Below are 16,733 nucleotides of genomic sequence, written 5' to 3'. Positions count from 1 at the left end.
ATGGAAACCTACGTCATTTATTTTATTGAAAACACACTGTTCATTTCCTTTTTAGTGGGCTTCATTTTTTTGATTACGGCAGCCATCACGTTGAAATTTCCACCCAAGAAAATCAATGATTTATACGGTTACCGAACGACTGCTTCAATGAAAAATCAAGAAGTTTGGGATTTTGCCCAACGATATTCGGGCATAAAGATGATTCAAGTAGCGGTGTTTTTGATGCTGGTTTCTTTTATCAATGTGTTCTTAAAACTGCAAGTAGATTTACAACTGGTCGTTGGGATTGCTTTTATAATAGCGGGTGTCATTTACTTATTTTTTTCGACTGAAAAAGCCATTAAAACCAATTTTCCAAACCAAGAATAATGTCACTAAAATCGATTGCCGCTAAATTATTTGCCCAAAGCATTCATAAAAAGACTCAAAAGTGGGCACAAAATCCTGTGGCAACCCAGCAAAAGGTTTTTAGGGATTTAATTCAGGCGGCAGCCACAACTCAGTTTGGGAAAGACCATCATTTTGCCGAAATCAAGACGTTCGAAGATTTTGCCAAGCAGGTTCCGATAAGAGATTATGAAGCCTTGCGTCCTTATGTTGACCGTGTAGTTAAAGGCGAAGCGGATATTCTTTGGAAAGGCAAACCGCTTTATTTTGCGAAAACCTCGGGGACTACTTCGGGAGCTAAATACATTCCGTTAACTAAGGAATCCATGCCCTTTCATATTGAAGCGGCTCGTAATGCTATTCTGGGCTATATACACGAAACCGGCAAAGCTGATTTTGTAGACGGAAAAATGATTTTTCTGCAAGGGAGTCCTGTTTTAGAAGAAAAAAACGGCATCAAACTGGGAAGACTTTCCGGAATTGTAGCGCATTTTGTTCCGAAATATTTGCAAAAAAATCGCATGCCGAGTTGGGAAACCAATTGCATTGAAGATTGGGAAACCAAAGTAGATGCCATTGTGGAAGAAACGTTCAACGAAAACATGAGCGTCATTTCGGGCATTCCGAGTTGGGTGCAAATGTATTTTGAGAAGTTGCAGCAAAAAGCCAATAAGCCCGTTGGCGATATATTCAAGAATTTTAATTTATTCATTTATGGCGGCGTGAATTATGAACCGTACCGTGCCAAATTTGAAAACCTTATCGGAAGAAAAGTAGATTCGATTGAGCTGTTTCCGGCTTCGGAAGGGTTTTTTGCTTACCAGGATTCTCAAAAAGAAAAGGGGATGTTGTTGCTGTTGAATTCGGGTATTTTTTATGAGTTTATCAAAGCTGACGAATTTTTTACGGAAAATCCGAAACGATATACTATAGGCGAGGTTGAATTGCATACCAATTACGTTTTAATTCTTTCTACCAATGCCGGACTTTGGGGATATAATATTGGCGACACCGTTCAGTTTACCAGCCTGAAACCCTATCGCGTAATCGTTTCAGGAAGGATTAAACATTACATTTCGGCTTTTGGCGAACACGTTATCGGCAAAGAAGTTGAAAGCGCTTTGCAACAAGCTATGGAAGGAACCGCTATCCGCGTAAACGAATTTACAGTGGCACCGCAAATCAATCCTGAAGAAGGCTTACCGTATCACGAATGGTGCATCGAATTTGAAAATGAACCGGACGATTTAGCCGCTTTTGCTTTGAAGATTGACCAAGCCATGCGCCAACAAAATACGTATTACGACGATTTGATTGTGGGCAATGTATTGCGAACGGTGGTGATTACCAAAGTAGTTAAAAACGGTTTCCAAGAGTATATGAAATCAATAGGGAAATTGGGCGGGCAAAACAAGTTACCCCGACTTTCCAATGACCGTAAAATAGCGGATGTATTAAAAAGAGAATAAAAGAAAAGATGAGAGATAAAAGAATGTTTTGGTTGTTGATGTTGCTGGGTTTTTCCTTGTCGGCTCAAATCAAAGGTGTGGTGAAAGACAGTCTTACCGGTAAACCCATTTCGTATGTAAACATTGCGGTTGAAAACGAAAAAACCGGCACCACTTCGGAAGAAAACGGGGAGTTTAGTATCAATACCAAAGAAAACCGCAATTTGATTTTTTCAGCCTTGGGCTATGAAAAACTAAAGAGTAAAGCCAATCATGTCAGTGAAGTGAGAATGGTTCCCAAAACGTTTCAATTGGAAGAAGTGGTTATCATGCCGCACTTTGGTACAAAAACCATAGAAATTGGCAGTACTAAAAACCAAATGGCACAGGCTTTTGACAATGGTCCACGGATAGATGTTAAATATTTTCCTTATTTACCCAAATACAAAAAAACAAAATTCCTCAAGCAGGTTACTATTTATACCGACAGCAGTATAGAGAATGCTACCATTCGACTGCATTTTTACAGTGTAGATGCCTATGGTTTTCCGGGGGAAGAATTACTGGAGAAAGATTACATAGTGACCCTTAAAAAAGGCGTCAAAAAATCGTATTTCAACATTACTGATTTCAATTTACGAATGCCTAAAAACGGCCTCTTTGTTGGGTTTGAAAAGCTAATCATTGAAAAGAATAAAGTGGAAAACACCATTACCGATTATAATTCAAATACAACCCGAGTAGAGAAAACCTACTATCCTTTAGTGCTCTATAATTTTGTGCCAAGTGATTACTATTACACTTTTTATGGCGGAAAATGGAACAGAGAAACCAAGTCGGCCGATGACTCCTCAACCCATAAAATGATGATTAATGAACCGGCCATAAACCTCATTCTAACTAACTAAACTTAAAAACCCTATATTTGCAGGTTAGAAAAAATAATTTAATGAAAGAAATTAAAAACATTTCGCGCTCAAGAGCGCAAGAATCGTCGGCAGCTATCGAACGATTGTACATTACGATGAGACATTTATTTAACAGAGGTTTTTACAAGCCTATGGGTGTTTCAGGAGAAACGTTAAGAGAAGCTTTGCTGTCTCTAAGACCGGAAATTTACGGCAGTATAGCCGAAGAAAAAGTAGAACTCAACGGGCTACTTTATGTAATTGAAAGACTTCCGGTAGGCATTGAAGAGTGTCGTTTTATCAATTTAACTTCAGACGAAGGGTATTCAAAATCGCATTTCCAAGCGATAGTTCCTCCCAAAAGAAGAAGAAACTGTTATCGCATAGATGATGAACAAATGAACGTGGAAATCACGCGCGGCCGTTCGGATATTTATGATATTTTGACCCACCTTACGTTTATTTTTATCGAATCACATAAAATAAAAGACAGAGTTTTATTAGACGATATTGAAGTTGAGGTAACTCGCGATTGGGAAAAGCTGGAAGAAGTAGTAATACAAAACAAAAAGCTTACGCAAATTGAAAAAGAAAGAGCCATTTCACATGCGGCCAACGTATTGGGAAGAAGTTTTTCGGAAGTGATTGACATTTATGATTCGTTTGCTACTAAAGAGAAACCGGATCGTTTTTTACACGTAATCTATTGGTTAGGAAAATTAGCCATCGAAGAAATTGTTGACAACAACAAAAGAACCATAACGTTCAGTCCGATACTAAGAGAAAGATTAGGACACCATATCCACGGAGAAATCTGGGCGAACAACATCAAAGAAACGTTGAAAGCTAATGATTTGTTGGAAAGACCGATTCACATCATTAGTGCCAACATGCACAGTGTAATGAATTCGATTTTTGCCACTACGGTTTTAAAACCAAAATTTAAAGACAAGACAGATTTCTTTATTTATGAAGAATTGAGCAAATCAGGAGCCGACCCGGTTAGAAATAAAGTAGTTGATTTTGCCTTAAAGCACGGTATGATTTCACTGCCTGACCAATCCGGAACCAATATTGATGTACAGGTTTTTGATACGGCCAAAATTGACTGGAACAAATCCAGTTTTCCTAAAGCTAAAGTTGGCAAAGAAAGTCCGGTACTTATCGTAATGGATTATGCTTTTGGCGAACAGGCTTTTGAAACCATTGATGAATTATTGAAACCTTACAAAGACGGAAAACAAAAAACATTGCTTAATGTTGAATCGGTTTCCATCATGGGGAAAGCCGGAATTCTGCAAGGAGGTAAAGGCGATATTATGATTCCTTCAGCACACATCAACGAAGGAACGGCTGATAACTATCCGTTTGAAAATGAATTAACGGCCAAGATGTTTGAAGGCAATGACATTCCTGTTTTTGCCGGACCAATGGTTACCGTATTGGGCACATCGCTTCAGAACAAAGACTTGTTGAAATTTTTCCACGAATCTACTTGGGAAGTTATTGGTTTGGAGATGGAAGGAGCTTATTACCAAAAAGCCATCCAATCCGCTTCAAAAATCAGAAAGAGTATTCACCCGAATGTAAAAGTACGCTATGCTTATTATGCTTCGGATAATCCTTTGGAAACCGGAAGCACCTTAGCTTCGGGAGGATTAGGAACCACAGGAGTGAAACCGACTTATTTGATTACCATTAAAATATTAGAACAAATTTTTAACGTTAAATAAATTTTTTTATGAGCGAAACATCTCAAAGCAATAAAGACAATCAGGAAATAGACTTGTCTGCAATTTCAAGAAAGATAGGTGATTTTTTTGAGGGTATATCCACCAAGATTTTCAAAGGGTTTTTGTTTTTAAAAAGAAATATCATCTGGGTTGGTATTTTGTTTGTCCTTGGAGCAGCGCTTGGGGTTTATGTAGATAAAACCAATAAAATTTATGATAATCAGCTAATTGTTTGTCCTAATTTCAATTCTACCGATTATCTGTATGCCAAAATAGAGCTAATCAATTCAAAAATTGCTGATAATGACACTGTTTTTTTGAAAGAGGTAGTGGGATTAAAAAAGCCTAAAAGTTTTTTAAAAATAGAGGTTGTTCCGATTACAGATGTCTATAAATTTATTGATAACAAAGCTCAAAACTTTGAATTGATTAAATTATTAGCCGAGGATGGTGATATTAAAAAAATTGTTACCGAAACGTTGACCAGTAAAAACTATCCGTATCATTTGATCACGTTCACCACCGAAGACAAGACATCAGATGAAAAAACGGTGCAACCGCTTTTAAATTATTTGAATAATTCAGATTATTACACAGTGATTCAAAAAGCCTATTTGGAAAATATTAAGATCAAAATGGTTCAAAACGATTCAATTATTTCTCAGATAAACGGATTTTTGAATGCTTTTTCAAACACCACAAATGGTTCACAAAAAAGTGATAAACTGGTATACTACAATGAAAACTCTCAATTAGGAGACGTTATCAAAACTAAAGACGCTCTGGTAACAGAACAAGGCGCACGTCGTTTGGAATTGGTTAATCTTGATAGAATTGTTAAAGACAACAGTGTGACGTTAAACATCAAGAATAATAAGTCAACCAACGGAAAAATGAAATTGGTACTGCCATTTTTATTTCTTTTTCTATTTCTCTTAGCCGGATTTTTCAAATCCTATTATAAACACCAGATGGCCAAAATGAATGCTTAATCTATGAAAGGAATTATACTTGCCGGAGGTTCAGGAACGCGTTTGCATCCGTTAACATTAGCGGTCAGTAAACAGTTGATGCCTATTTACGACAAACCCATGATTTACTATCCGCTATCCACGTTAATGTGGTCAGGGATTCGAGAGATATTAATCATTTCAACACCCCATGATTTGCCTTTATTCCGACAGCTGTTGGGCGATGGAAAATCATTAGGATGTCGTTTTGAGTACGCCGTACAAGAAAATCCAAACGGATTGGCAGAAGCCTTTATCATTGGAAAAGAATTTATCGGAGACGATAAAGTAGCCTTGGTTCTTGGAGATAATATTTTTTACGGAACCGGTCTATCTGATTTACTTTTGGCTAATAATAACCCCGACGGCGGTATCATTTATGCTTATCATGTTCATGATCCTGAACGTTATGGCGTAGTAGAATTTGACGAAAACGGGAAGGTACTTTCTATAGAAGAAAAACCTGAAAAACCCAAATCAAACTTTGCTGTTCCGGGTATTTATTTTTACGACAACGATGTGGTAGACATAGCGGCTAATATCAAACCAAGCCATCGTGGTGAATTGGAAATTACCGATATCAATAAAGAATATTTAAAAAGAGGCAAACTCAAAGTAAGCATACTCGACAGAGGAACTGCTTGGCTCGATACAGGAACGTTCAATTCTTTAATGCAGGCCAGTCAGTTTGTACAAGTTATTGAAGAAAGACAAGGATTGAAAATTGGTGCCATTGAAGAAGCTGCCTATAAAATGGGCTTTATCGATTCGGAGCAATTAAAAAAATTAGCCCAACCCTTATTAAAAAGCGGTTACGGTACACATTTAGTAAGCTTGATTTAAACTATGAATTTTATTCCGACAAAACTGGAGGGTTGTTATATTATTGAACCCAAAATCATCAGCGACGAAAGAGGTTATTTCATGGAAAGTTTTAATCAAAAAACATTTCAAAACGGCATCGGAACTGAAGTTCATTTTGTTCAAGACAACCAATCCTATTCTTCCAAAGGGGTTTTACGCGGATTGCACTACCAAACCGGTGAGCATGCGCAGGCCAAATTGGTTAGAGTTTTACAAGGCGAAGTGATAGATGTAGCGGTTGATATCAGACCTGATTCACCCACTTTCGGTCAATACGAATCGGTATTTTTGACCGGTGAAAATCAAAAACAGTTTTTTGTACCAAGAGGTTTTGCTCATGGATTTTTAGTCTTGAGCAACACGGCCACTTTCTTTTATAAATGTGATAATTTTTATAACAAAGAAAGCGAAGGCGGTATCATTTATAATGATAAAACCATCAATATTGATTGGAATTTTCCAGTTGAAAAATTGATTATTTCTGAAAAAGATAAAATGCTGCCTACGTTAGAAAATGCCAAAAAAGCATGGTAGTTTTAGTAACAGGTGCCAACGGACAATTAGGGCAAGCCCTTCAATTGGTTTCGGGGAATTACCCTGAGATTTCGTTTGTTTTTTGTGCTTCAGCCGATTTAGATATTACGGATAAAAATAATTGTGCAACGGTTTTTGCAAAATACCAACCTCACTATTGCATCAATTCAGCAGCGTATACAGCGGTTGACAAAGCCGAAAGTGAACCCGAAAAAGCATATTTAATTAATGTAGTGGGAGCCCAAAATTTGGCCGAAGTCTGCCAAAAACAACAAACGGTTTTACTTCATGTATCTACGGATTTCGTTTTTGACGGAAGTAAAACTATTCCTTATACGGAAGAAGACAGTACCAATCCGATGGGAGTTTACGGACAGACCAAACTCGATGGAGAGCACGCTATTCGGGAAATAATGACTGAATATTACATTATCAGAACTTCTTGGGTGTATTCACAATTTGGCAACAATTTCATGAAAACTATGTTGCGTTTGGCTTCAGAAAGAGACTCACTCTCAGTAGTAAATGATCAAATAGGAACGCCAACCCATGCCGTTGATTTGGCAGAGGCTTTGATAAAAATCATTCAAACCAACAACCAACAACCAACAACCAACAACTTTGGCATTTATAACTTTAGCAATGAAGGGCAATGCAGTTGGTATGATTTTGCAAAAAAAATATTTGAAGTAAACCATATAAACATAAATTTACTTCCAATACCTACTTCCAATTATCCTACTCCGGCTAAAAGACCGGCTTATAGTGTTTTGGATAAAGGGAAAATGAAAAGGGTTTTTGGAATAAGGATTGACAGCTGGGAAGACAGTTTAAAAAACACTAAAATAACAAATTAGTCAACCCTTTTATCTATAAAATAACGGGGTCTCTTTTTGACTTCGAGGTAAATTTTGCCAATATACTCGCCAAGGATTCCGAAACAAAATAATTGAACTCCACCTAAAAAATACATAGGTAAAACGGTAGACAACCATCCTGGAACAACATTATGCCGGTAAAGTGAAAATAAGGCATATCCAGACATTAGAAGGCAAAAGAAAAAAATGACAAAGCCAATAATGGTTACCAATCGCAAAGGATAATTGCTAAAAGAAGTAATACCATTCCAGGCAAATGTGAGCATTTTTCTCAAAGGGTATTTAGATTCTCCAGCAAAACGCTCTAAACGGTCATAATAAACATTTTCTTTAGTAAAGCCAATTGTAGGGATAATTCCTCTTAAGAATAGATTGACTTCGCCAAACTCTGACAAAGAGTTCAAAACCCTTTTGCTGCATAACCTGTAATCAGCGTGGTTGTAAACAATGTTTACTTTCATTATTTTCATTAGGTTGTAGAAAAGCAAAGCTGTGTTTTTCTTAAAAAAAGTATCTGTTGGTCTTTCTTTTCTGACACCATAAACTACATCAACGCCAAGCTTGAATTTAAGGATCATCTCTTCAATTACGCGAACATCATCCTGTAAATCGGCATCTATCGAAATTAAAGCATCGGCTTCATCTTTAAAAGCCATCAATCCGGCAAGAAGCGCATTCTGATGGCCTACGTTCCCGGCTAATTTTAATCCTTTTACATGTAGTAATCCAGCAGCTTTTTCTTCGATAAGCTCCCAGGTTTTATCTTTACTTCCGTCATCAACAAAGACCGCAAAGCTCTTTTCAGAAACAATGTTCCTTGAAATTAAATCAGAAATGATTGTATTGATTTGAACAGTAGTTTCATTTAATACCAATTCCTCGTTATAACAAGGGGAAATGATGCCTATAATGGGTTTTTGCATATTATTAATTATCAATATTGCCTGGTAAAGGAGCGCCTTTTTGAGCTCCTAATTTTACAACAATTACATTACTAATCATTTTTACAGATTCGGGATTAGGCCAAATAGGCATAGTTGCCATTGAATCTTTAATTTTGCTGTAGGTTTCTTTATTATCAATAAATTTATAATAAGCGATATCTGTAAATTTGAAAAAATTAACTATTCGATAATTATTTCCATTATCCCAAGAAAATAAAGATCCTCCAAAGACCTCAGAATTTGGTAATCTATATTTTTCATGGTGTTCATATGGCAGCCCCCCAAAGAAATACACATAATTTACATTAGCATCAAATGTTGGGTATTTTGTTTGAATTGTGTAATCTATCTTCTTGGCAATTTCTTTGTCGTGATTGTAAATTTTATAGTTTGAATAAAACAATTGGGTTATAAAATACAAATGGGTCAAAAAGATAAGTGAACAAGCTATTACAACAATCTTTTCAGCTTTCAATTCTTTCGAAAAATAAGCAAACAAAAAGGCAAAAACGATGCCGCTAGCTACATAAATTCTAGGAGGATTTGTGTTGTTGGTAATAAAAAAAGAAATGAAAAATGGAACTAAAAGAATAAAGAATAACGCAATAAACCTGTAAATGAAAAGTTTTTTCTGAATGCCAAATTTAATCAGTAATGCCATTCCTATAAGAGACGACAGTAAATAGGTTCTTTCGCCGTAATAAAATTTTCCTTTTAAGTTGTTTGTCCAAAGCTGGTAGAAATTTGAAAAACGGTTACTGGAATCTCCTGAGGTATAGGAAGATAAATAGCCTCCTTCAACCGGAGGACATAATAATTTTACAGATATGTAATAAAGCAGAGCCGATAAAATCAACAATGCACTAAACTGAATTCCTTTTAAGAATTCGTTTTTAAATTTGAAATCTTCCAAATCACAACTTTGGAGAAAAAGAATCAAGAAAAGGATAATTGGTAAAAAAATAAGTGCCTGATAGATGGAAATCACAAACATTAAAACCAATGCTGAAGCCAAAAAGAACCCCAATGACTTAACGGAAAAAAAATTATGTGTACTTTGCAAAAATAAATTAACCCCTACAACAGAAAGCAGAAAGCCCAATGGGACAACATCTGCCTGCATGGTAAATATCAATTGATAAGACATTTGAGGAAAAGATAAAAAAATCGCGCAGAAGAGATAGGAATAAATGTGATTTAACTTGAATAGCTTACTCAGCTCAACAGCAGTAACACTCAACAACAATAAACCAAGTAATAGCGTAAAATAAGGCGTGTGACCTTCAAAAAGACGGTAACGAACAAGATTTGTCCCCCATCTGCCTAAATCCATAGAAAAATCGCCATAAACGGGACTTTCACTATCAATACTCAAAGAATAGTTTGTTAGTCCAAACCCATAAGTCACAAATGAGATGGCAATGGAGAAAAACAGTAATTTAAAATTTTTATTGTGCGTCTTAAAGTTCATAATGTTTCGCTAAAAGTTAAAAAGTAAAAATCTTTATGAGCAAAAGTAAACTATATTTAAAAAAATATAAAAATAATTACAATTCAGTCTAAAAAGTCACCGATAACTTTTAATATAAAAAAAAAAATTAGTTTTGTAAACTAAAAAATAACAAACATGAGAACAAAGTTTTTTGCAGCAGTTATATTATTTTCAGTACTGCTTACAAGCTGTAAGGACGATAAGTCTGCTAACGCAACTGCTCAGGATCCTGTGAAAGAACAGGGATTTAAAGTAGTTGTAAATGCAACCGTTAAAAAAGATGATTCATTTAGTATCTTCTACACAGAAGATGGTACCGCTGATTTCACAAAAATTCAACCAATTTGGGTGGATGTGAAGGGCAGTAATACACCTCAAGATGTAGTCTTTAATCTTCCGGCTGATGTTTATCCTTCACAATTGCGTTTAGATTTTGGAGTAAATAAAACTCAGGAAGATATTGTTTTTAATTCGGCTACATTTTCATATTTTGACAAATCTGAAAAAATATCAGGTCCTGATTTAGGGATTTTCTTCAGACAAGATGACAGTAAATGTACTTATGATTACAAAACAGGAGTTATCAAAGCATTGGTTAAAGATAATGTAAGAACCTTCCCTTCTCTCTACCCTCATGAAGAGAATATGTCAAATTTATTAAAAAGATTGTCAACATCTAAGTAGATTGTAACAGTATATAGCTTAACGATTAAATAACCATAAGCAGATAATTACTGTTTATGGTTTTTCATTTTACAGAAGAAAGCCTTTTTATACTTATATTTGCCCGAAATTGAAAAGAGAAAGAAATTGATGGTCTAATTTTTATCGTTAAACCATAAAATTTCCCAAATACCGTAATTTAAATAATACGGTTTGTACAAACCTAAAAATGTTGTAATTAATTTAACGTTTAAGGGTTTTTTATTTTATATCAATATGGAAGATAACCAAAAACAAGCTTGGCTTGATTATTCAAAAGGCATAAGCATTGACCACATAAAACATTCTTTTACTAATCCGACAAATTTTCAAGTAGAATTAAATTCGTTACTCCAAAAAACAGTTAAAGAAAACCATTTTAAAAATGCTATTGAAATTGGCTGTGAAGCCGGAATAAGCCTGATGCTACTTAGCAAAAATTTGGAGCAAGCTACCTTTTTGGATTACGATCACACCATACTTGAAAAAGTGGAAAAAGTTTGTGCGGATTTAAACTTTAACGGAACAAATTGTATTTGTGAAGACATGTTTACCATGAACTCAATTGCAGATAACACCTATGATTTAGCTTATAACTCGGGAGTTATTGAACATTATACAAAAGAAGTAAGAACTAAGGCCATTATTTCGTATGCCCGCATAACTAAAAAAGGAGGATATGTTATTGTGGCATATCCCAATCACCATACACTCCCTTACAGATTATCGTATTTAATTGGAAGAATGCTTGGTAAAAAAGTTTGGCCATGGCCTAAAGAATACAAGTTTTACTCCCTAAAAGACGAAATGGAAGCGGCCGGTTTAGAGTATGTTGAAAGAATCACTATGGATCGCGATTCATTATTTGGACAATGGATAACGAAGTATAAAATTACCAGTAAATTCTTTTTATTTCTGGATAAATTCATGCATTTTGAAGGATATTTAACCGTTTGCATTGCCAAAAAACCTCTTTAAAATGAAAATAGGAAATTCAATAGTTTTTAGGAATTTCTTGTATTTATTTACCAATCAGTTTTTTAATCTAATAATACCTTTACTGGTATTTCCTTTTTTAGTAAAAACACTTGGGTTGGCATGTTTTGGTTTGTATAGCCTTGCTTATGCCAGTGTTATTTTTTGTTTCATGTTCAGTGATTATGGATTCAACTTTTCAGGGTCTAAATATATTGCCATAAACAGAGAGGATATAGAAAAACGGGATGAAGCATTTTCGACTATTTTATCACTAAAAATTGGCATTGCAGTCCTCACATCAATTGTTTGGATTGTTTATATCTTACTAAATCCAAAATTCAACGGATTTACCTCTTTTGGGCTGTTATTTATCGGAATGATATTTGGAAATGCCATAAACCTGCAATGGTTTTTTCAAGGACTCGAAAAGCTGGGGTGGTTTTCAACGGTGAATTCAAGCATAAAATTAGCTTCCAATATTTTAGTTCTTTTATTGGTCAAATCGCCAAAGGATATGTATATCATTCCGCTGGTTTATTCAATATCTTTTCTACTCAGTGGCATCATAACAATATTAATTGCGGTTTACTCGGTTAAAGTAAAAATCAGATTTTTTTCTTTTCAAAATTATACTGATTTCCTAAAAGAAGGATTAGACTATTTTATTACCATCAGTACTACCTCTTTAGTTTTTAACGGTACAATTATCATTTTGAGTTTCTTTGAAAAAGACATTTTGATTATTGGTGCTTTTTCGGCAATTGATAGGGTGCTTAAAATTTTGGTGTCGGTTTATGTCCCTTACTCTACAGCTATTTACCCAAGGAATATGGCTAACTTTCAAATTAGTGTAGAAAAAGGAAAGCAGTCTGTTTTGAAATATGGAGCAATAGCGCTTATTTTTTCTTTAGGATGTATTTTATTTCTTCAGTTGTTTTCGGTTACGGCTATGAACTTTTTGAACCCCAAGCTGGTATCATATGCTTTTTGGCTTCAAGTTTTTTCGGGCTGGTTCTTTTTTATCATTTTAAACAATCTGATAGGGTACCATTATTTGAACGGACTTAACCGTTCTGCCTTATTCAGAAACACCAATATCATCTACACTTTTATAACCTTAATTTTAATGGTAGTAGGATGTGCGTTTTATTCTTTTAAAGGTTGTATTTTAGCTGTACTTTCCGGAGAAATTATTTTAACATTGTTATTGGTTTTTAAAATCAAAAAGAATGAATTATAGAAATTGTATCAAATGAAAATCATTTTACAAAGTAACTTTTTTTATCAATTATTGCTGGCATTATGTTTAGCAGTTCCTTACATGGGGAGCTATGAAATAACATTTGTTTTGTGGGGCTTTACGGTGTTGGTGACTTTACAAAAAAGCTATTCTGTTGCTTTTGTAAAATATCTTTCTTGTTTTATCCTCATTTTACTAATTGCTTTTTTATCCACAAAATTTGAAGGACATAATCTCTTTTTTATAATTCGTGATATAACATATCTTCTGAAACCTATTCTTGGGCTGGTTTTAGGGTATCAAATTTGTAAATATAATTATCAAAAAGCATTTGGAACCATAGCCAATATTGGTTTTTGGATTTCCAGAATTCATCTTGTCTTTTTATTAAGCGCAGTAGTTTTTTTTAAGGCTTACACGGTAAATGATCTGCGTTTGCATGGCGGTTTTTTCAGTGATTTCGAAATCTATGCCTTGATATTGATTTTATTTCACAAAGAATTTAACATTGAACTTTCTCGTAAGAAATTTTATGTAATGGCTTTTACAGTGGGTATATCCAGCTTTTTATACTTGTCTAGAACAAATTTCATACAGTTTTTCATTCTGTTTTTTGCGCTCAAAGGGTATTTCATTTTAAACAAAAGAGCCATTATTGCCATCCTATCGGTAATTGGCATTACGATTATTGGTTATACCGCCATTTTATACATCAATCCAAGGAGAAATGGAGAAGGAATGGAGGCCTTTTTATATAAAATTAAAGTGGCACCAACGGAGCCGTTCAAAAGTAAAATAAATACCGAAGATTATATTGATTTCAATGACAACTATCGTTCAGTTGAAACCATCAATACACTCAAACAAATGAAGAATAAAGGGGCTGAGTCTATAGTATTTGGTGCAGGCTTGGGTTCTAAAGTTGATTTAAAACAAGAGGTATACTTGGGAGATATGAAAATCCGTTTTATTTCAGTTATGCACAATGCCCTTATGACTACTTACTTAAAATCTGGAATAATTGGGATTATAATTCTGCTGTTTTCTATCTATCTGGTCTATAATCAGCCCAAATCATCCATTCCGATTAATCAAAACATCAACTTAATGTTGGTGGGAACAGCTATTTTCCTAGTTGTTTCCAATTGGGTTTTAATGGGATACTATTTCACCGAAGATTCCAAATCTATTTTAGTAGGATTCTTTATGGCTTACAAAGAAATCACTCAAAAAGTAACTGATAGAGTCGTTTAGCAACGAGCAATAATCTCTTTTATCTTTTCGCTGGTAGTTCCGTCTCCGTAAGGATTAGATGCGGTAGCAATTTGAGCATAATAGGATTGGTCCTCTAATAATTTCTTGGTTTCCAAAACAATTTTAGCTTTATCTGAACCAACCAATATAGCGGTTCCGGCCTCAACGCCTTCCATTCTTTCGGTAACTTCTCTCAATACTAAAACAGGCTTGCCAAGGCTTGGCGCTTCTTCCTGAATACCCCTGAATCGGTCACAATAATATTGCTTTTGTTCATCATCCAAATCAATTCCGGATAATCCAACGGGGTAATGAGTTTAATGTTATTGGCAATCAATTTGCGTTGCGCTACTTCTTTCACATTGGGATTTAAATGAACCGGATACACAATTTCCACCGTCTCGTTATAAGTGGATGAAATTTCAAGCAATGCATCACAGATTTCTTCAAAAGGTTTTCCGAAATTCTCTCTTCGATGGCAAGTAACTAAAATCACTTTTTTCGAAAAATCTATAAAATCAAATTTGGAAAGTAATTCCGTTTCTTTGGCAGCATCAATTTTTTTCAACCCCATCAACAAGGCGTCAATCACGGTGTTTCCTACAACGTAAACATTATCTTTTAGATTTTCCCTAATCAAATTTTCCTGAGAAGCTTCGGTAGGGCAAAAATGAAACGAAGCTATTCGTGAGGTCAAAACACGATTCATTTCTTCCGGAAAAGGCGATAACATATCACCACTTCGTAAACCGGCCTCGATATGTACAATTTTAATTTTTTGATAAAAAGCAGCCAAAGCACCGGCCAAAACAGTAGTAGTATCACCTTGTACAAAAACCAAGTCAAAGTGCTCTTTCAGTAAAATATCCGAAGTTATTTTTGAAATCAAATTAGAAGTCAATTCATGCAAGGTCTGATTGGGTTTCATCACATTCAAGTCGTAATCTACGGGTATTTCAAAAAAGGATAAAACTTGATCAAGCATTTCGCGGTGCTGCGCAGTAACGCCCACTTTTACCTCAAAATTTTTATCAGAAGTAAAAGACGCGACAAGAGGTGCCATCTTGATCGCTTCGGGACGAGTTCCAAAAAGAAACAGAACTTTTTTCATTAAAAAGAGCCAATTTAGTAAGCCGTAAAACTAGTAATAAAATCTATATTTGCAATATGTAACCCTAGATAATGAAAGTTTTATTTCAAACCCGTACCAACTTATTTAATGCTCCCGGCGGCGACATGGTTCAAATGCTGAAAACTAAAGAATTCCTTGAAAAATCAGGAGTCACGGTTGACATATCCTTAGAATTGGAACCCGATTTAACCGGATACGATTTGGTTCATTTATTCAATTTAATGGAGCCTCAGGATATTTATATTCAAATGCTCAATGCCAAAAAGCAACACAAAAAGATTGTACTCTCTACCATTTATGGCTTGTATACCGAGTTTGAACGAAAAGCACGCGGGGGTCTTTTTCAAAAACTGGCCAACATACTATCGCCATACCAAATTGGCTACATCAAGATTTTGGTTAAGCATTATAAAGAAAAAAGGATGCATAAAGGCGTTTACAAAATGCTTTTCAAAGGCTACTACGGTCTGATGAAAGAGATTGTAGATAACACCAGTGTTTTTCTTCCGAACTCCGATTCTGAAATGAAAAGAGTGGCCGGTGAGTTTAAACTAAAAAACTATAAGTACGTTAGTGTGCCCAATGCCATTGACAAATCGGTTTTTACCTCGGAATCTGATGCTGAGGTTAATCCATATGAAAAATTCAGAGACTGTATTTTGTGCGCCGCTCGAATTGAAGGAAGGAAATCAACATTGAGTTTGGTCAGAGCCGTGAAAGACACTAAGTATAAATTGGTTTTGGTGGGCAAAGAATCTCAAAATCAAAAAGGATATGTAGAACAAGTGCATCAGGAAGCGGGCGAAAATGTTTTCTTTTTAGGAGCAGTTCCGCATGATGATTTGAAAAATCTGTACAAAGTGGCCAAAGTTCATGCCTTAGTAAGCTGGATGGAAACCCCCGGATTATCAACCTTAGAAGCCGCAGCGATGGATTGCAATGTAGTAGTTACCCGAAAAGGCGATACCTATGATTACTTTGAAGATTATGCTTATTACTGTGAACCCGATGATATTCAATCAATCAAAACAGCAATTGACAGTGCCTATAACAATCCTGTGAATCCGGGACTAAAACATAAAATATTAGACCATTATACTTGGGATAAAACAGCCGAAGCCACACTTAATGCTTATAAGCTTTCAGCTGACTAGTCGTTATATTGTTAAGCAGTTGTTTTTAATGAATGAGTATATCAAGTCAAATCTATTTATTATGTTTGCACTGAA

At 35.2% G+C, this 16,733-nt stretch carries 15 protein-coding genes and 1 pseudogene; 13 read left to right on the top strand and 3 right to left on the bottom strand.

The window, feature by feature from the left end:
• From GUU89_RS04575 to rfbD, 8 genes are read left to right on the top strand one after another with little or no spacing between them, the layout of a single operon-like run.
• A complete protein-coding gene (locus tag GUU89_RS04575) occupies positions 1–369 on the top strand; it encodes an SdpI family protein (RefSeq protein ID WP_162126816.1) in 369 nt (122 codons plus the stop codon).
• Positions 369–1,856: a GH3 family domain-containing protein gene (locus tag GUU89_RS04570; protein ID WP_162126815.1), complete on the top strand. Its 1,488-nt coding sequence runs from the start codon at positions 369–371 to the stop codon at positions 1,854–1,856. Before GUU89_RS04575 ends, GUU89_RS04570 begins: the two co-directional genes overlap by 1 nt.
• A gap of 8 nt (positions 1,857–1,864) precedes the next feature.
• Positions 1,865–2,743 (top strand): carboxypeptidase-like regulatory domain-containing protein, encoded by an 879-nt coding sequence (locus GUU89_RS04565; protein WP_235921980.1) that lies wholly within the window; start codon positions 1,865–1,867, stop codon positions 2,741–2,743.
• Positions 2,744–2,784: 41 nt separating this feature from the next.
• A complete protein-coding gene (locus GUU89_RS04560; protein ID WP_162126814.1) occupies positions 2,785–4,476 on the top strand; it encodes a DUF6909 family protein in 1,692 nt (563 codons plus the stop codon).
• Between the two features lie 8 nt (positions 4,477–4,484).
• Positions 4,485–5,468: a hypothetical protein gene (locus GUU89_RS04555; protein WP_162126813.1), complete on the top strand. Its 984-nt coding sequence runs from the start codon at positions 4,485–4,487 to the stop codon at positions 5,466–5,468.
• Between the two features lie 3 nt (positions 5,469–5,471).
• A complete protein-coding gene (rfbA, locus tag GUU89_RS04550) occupies positions 5,472–6,329 on the top strand; it encodes a glucose-1-phosphate thymidylyltransferase RfbA (RefSeq protein WP_162126812.1) in 858 nt (285 codons plus the stop codon).
• A gap of 3 nt (positions 6,330–6,332) precedes the next feature.
• Entirely contained in the window at positions 6,333–6,884 is a 552-nt protein-coding gene (gene rfbC / locus GUU89_RS04545) for a dTDP-4-dehydrorhamnose 3,5-epimerase (RefSeq protein ID WP_162126811.1), read from the top strand.
• Positions 6,878–7,741, top strand: coding sequence for a dTDP-4-dehydrorhamnose reductase (gene rfbD / locus GUU89_RS04540; RefSeq protein ID WP_162126810.1), 864 nt, complete (start codon positions 6,878–6,880; stop codon positions 7,739–7,741). Before rfbC ends, rfbD begins: the two co-directional genes overlap by 7 nt.
• Here rfbD and GUU89_RS04535 read toward each other — a convergent pair.
• Both GUU89_RS04535 and GUU89_RS04530 read right to left on the bottom strand, forming a co-directional pair.
• Positions 7,738–8,685: a glycosyltransferase family 2 protein gene (locus GUU89_RS04535; RefSeq protein ID WP_235921979.1), complete on the bottom strand. Its 948-nt coding sequence runs from the start codon at positions 8,683–8,685 to the stop codon at positions 7,738–7,740. The genes rfbD and GUU89_RS04535 overlap by 4 nt on opposite strands.
• A 4-nt stretch (positions 8,686–8,689) precedes the next feature.
• On the bottom strand, positions 8,690–10,177 hold the full coding sequence (locus GUU89_RS04530; RefSeq protein WP_162126809.1) for a glucosyltransferase domain-containing protein: 1,488 nt from the start codon (positions 10,175–10,177) through the stop codon (positions 8,690–8,692).
• 156 nt (positions 10,178–10,333) lie between these two features.
• Between GUU89_RS04530 and GUU89_RS04525 the strand changes: the two genes are divergently transcribed.
• The 4 genes from GUU89_RS04525 to GUU89_RS04510 all read left to right on the top strand — a co-directional run bounded on the left by GUU89_RS04525 (position 10,334) and on the right by GUU89_RS04510 (position 14,372).
• The gene (locus GUU89_RS04525) at positions 10,334–10,882 is read left to right on the top strand and encodes a hypothetical protein (protein WP_162126808.1); all 549 of its coding nucleotides are present in this window, start codon (positions 10,334–10,336) and stop codon (positions 10,880–10,882) included.
• 255 nt (positions 10,883–11,137) lie between these two features.
• Positions 11,138–11,878 (top strand): class I SAM-dependent methyltransferase, encoded by a 741-nt coding sequence (locus GUU89_RS04520; protein WP_162126807.1) that lies wholly within the window; start codon positions 11,138–11,140, stop codon positions 11,876–11,878.
• Position 11,879: 1 nt separating this feature from the next.
• Positions 11,880–13,118 carry an oligosaccharide flippase family protein gene (locus tag GUU89_RS04515; RefSeq protein WP_162126806.1) on the top strand — a complete coding sequence of 413 codons (1,239 nt, stop codon included), beginning with the start codon at positions 11,880–11,882 and terminating at the stop codon, positions 13,116–13,118.
• Positions 13,119–13,130: 12 nt separating this feature from the next.
• Positions 13,131–14,372 carry a hypothetical protein gene (locus GUU89_RS04510; protein ID WP_162126805.1) on the top strand — a complete coding sequence of 414 codons (1,242 nt, stop codon included), beginning with the start codon at positions 13,131–13,133 and terminating at the stop codon, positions 14,370–14,372.
• Here GUU89_RS04510 and wecB read toward each other — a convergent pair.
• Positions 14,369–15,483: pseudogene (wecB, locus tag GUU89_RS04505) on the bottom strand (non-hydrolyzing UDP-N-acetylglucosamine 2-epimerase). The gene GUU89_RS04510 and the pseudogene wecB sit on opposite strands and share 4 nt — an antisense overlap.
• A 71-nt stretch (positions 15,484–15,554) precedes the next feature.
• Between wecB and GUU89_RS04500 the strand changes: the two are divergent.
• Positions 15,555–16,658 (top strand): glycosyltransferase family 4 protein, encoded by a 1,104-nt coding sequence (locus tag GUU89_RS04500; protein ID WP_162126804.1) that lies wholly within the window; start codon positions 15,555–15,557, stop codon positions 16,656–16,658.
• Positions 16,659–16,733 lie beyond the last annotated feature (75 nt).

Source organism: Flavobacterium phycosphaerae, assembly GCF_010119235.1.
Classification (GTDB): domain Bacteria; phylum Bacteroidota; class Bacteroidia; order Flavobacteriales; family Flavobacteriaceae; genus Flavobacterium; species Flavobacterium phycosphaerae.
The sequence above is the reverse complement of the archived record's forward strand: the minus strand, read 5'-3'. Positions and strand labels throughout refer to the sequence as shown.

Bases quoted from the DNA above. Each gene is read 5' to 3' on its own strand.
- GUU89_RS04575 (WP_162126816.1), top strand. From the start codon at position 1: ATGGAAACCTACGTCATTTATTTTATTGAAAACACACTGTTCATTTCC.
- GUU89_RS04570 (WP_162126815.1), top strand. From the start codon at position 369: ATGTCACTAAAATCGATTGCCGCTAAATTATTTGCCCAAAGCATTCAT.
- GUU89_RS04565 (WP_235921980.1), top strand. From the start codon at position 1,865: ATGAGAGATAAAAGAATGTTTTGGTTGTTGATGTTGCTGGGTTTTTCC.
- GUU89_RS04560 (WP_162126814.1), top strand. From the start codon at position 2,785: ATGAAAGAAATTAAAAACATTTCGCGCTCAAGAGCGCAAGAATCGTCG.
- GUU89_RS04555 (WP_162126813.1), top strand. From the start codon at position 4,485: ATGAGCGAAACATCTCAAAGCAATAAAGACAATCAGGAAATAGACTTG.
- rfbA (WP_162126812.1), top strand. From the start codon at position 5,472: ATGAAAGGAATTATACTTGCCGGAGGTTCAGGAACGCGTTTGCATCCG.
- rfbC (WP_162126811.1), top strand. From the start codon at position 6,333: ATGAATTTTATTCCGACAAAACTGGAGGGTTGTTATATTATTGAACCC.
- rfbD (WP_162126810.1), top strand. From the start codon at position 6,878: ATGGTAGTTTTAGTAACAGGTGCCAACGGACAATTAGGGCAAGCCCTT.
- GUU89_RS04535 (WP_235921979.1), bottom strand. From the start codon at position 8,685: ATGCAAAAACCCATTATAGGCATCATTTCCCCTTGTTATAACGAGGAA.
- GUU89_RS04530 (WP_162126809.1), bottom strand. From the start codon at position 10,177: ATGAACTTTAAGACGCACAATAAAAATTTTAAATTACTGTTTTTCTCC.
- GUU89_RS04525 (WP_162126808.1), top strand. From the start codon at position 10,334: ATGAGAACAAAGTTTTTTGCAGCAGTTATATTATTTTCAGTACTGCTT.
- GUU89_RS04520 (WP_162126807.1), top strand. From the start codon at position 11,138: ATGGAAGATAACCAAAAACAAGCTTGGCTTGATTATTCAAAAGGCATA.
- GUU89_RS04515 (WP_162126806.1), top strand. From the start codon at position 11,880: ATGAAAATAGGAAATTCAATAGTTTTTAGGAATTTCTTGTATTTATTT.
- GUU89_RS04510 (WP_162126805.1), top strand. From the start codon at position 13,131: ATGAAAATCATTTTACAAAGTAACTTTTTTTATCAATTATTGCTGGCA.
- GUU89_RS04500 (WP_162126804.1), top strand. From the start codon at position 15,555: ATGAAAGTTTTATTTCAAACCCGTACCAACTTATTTAATGCTCCCGGC.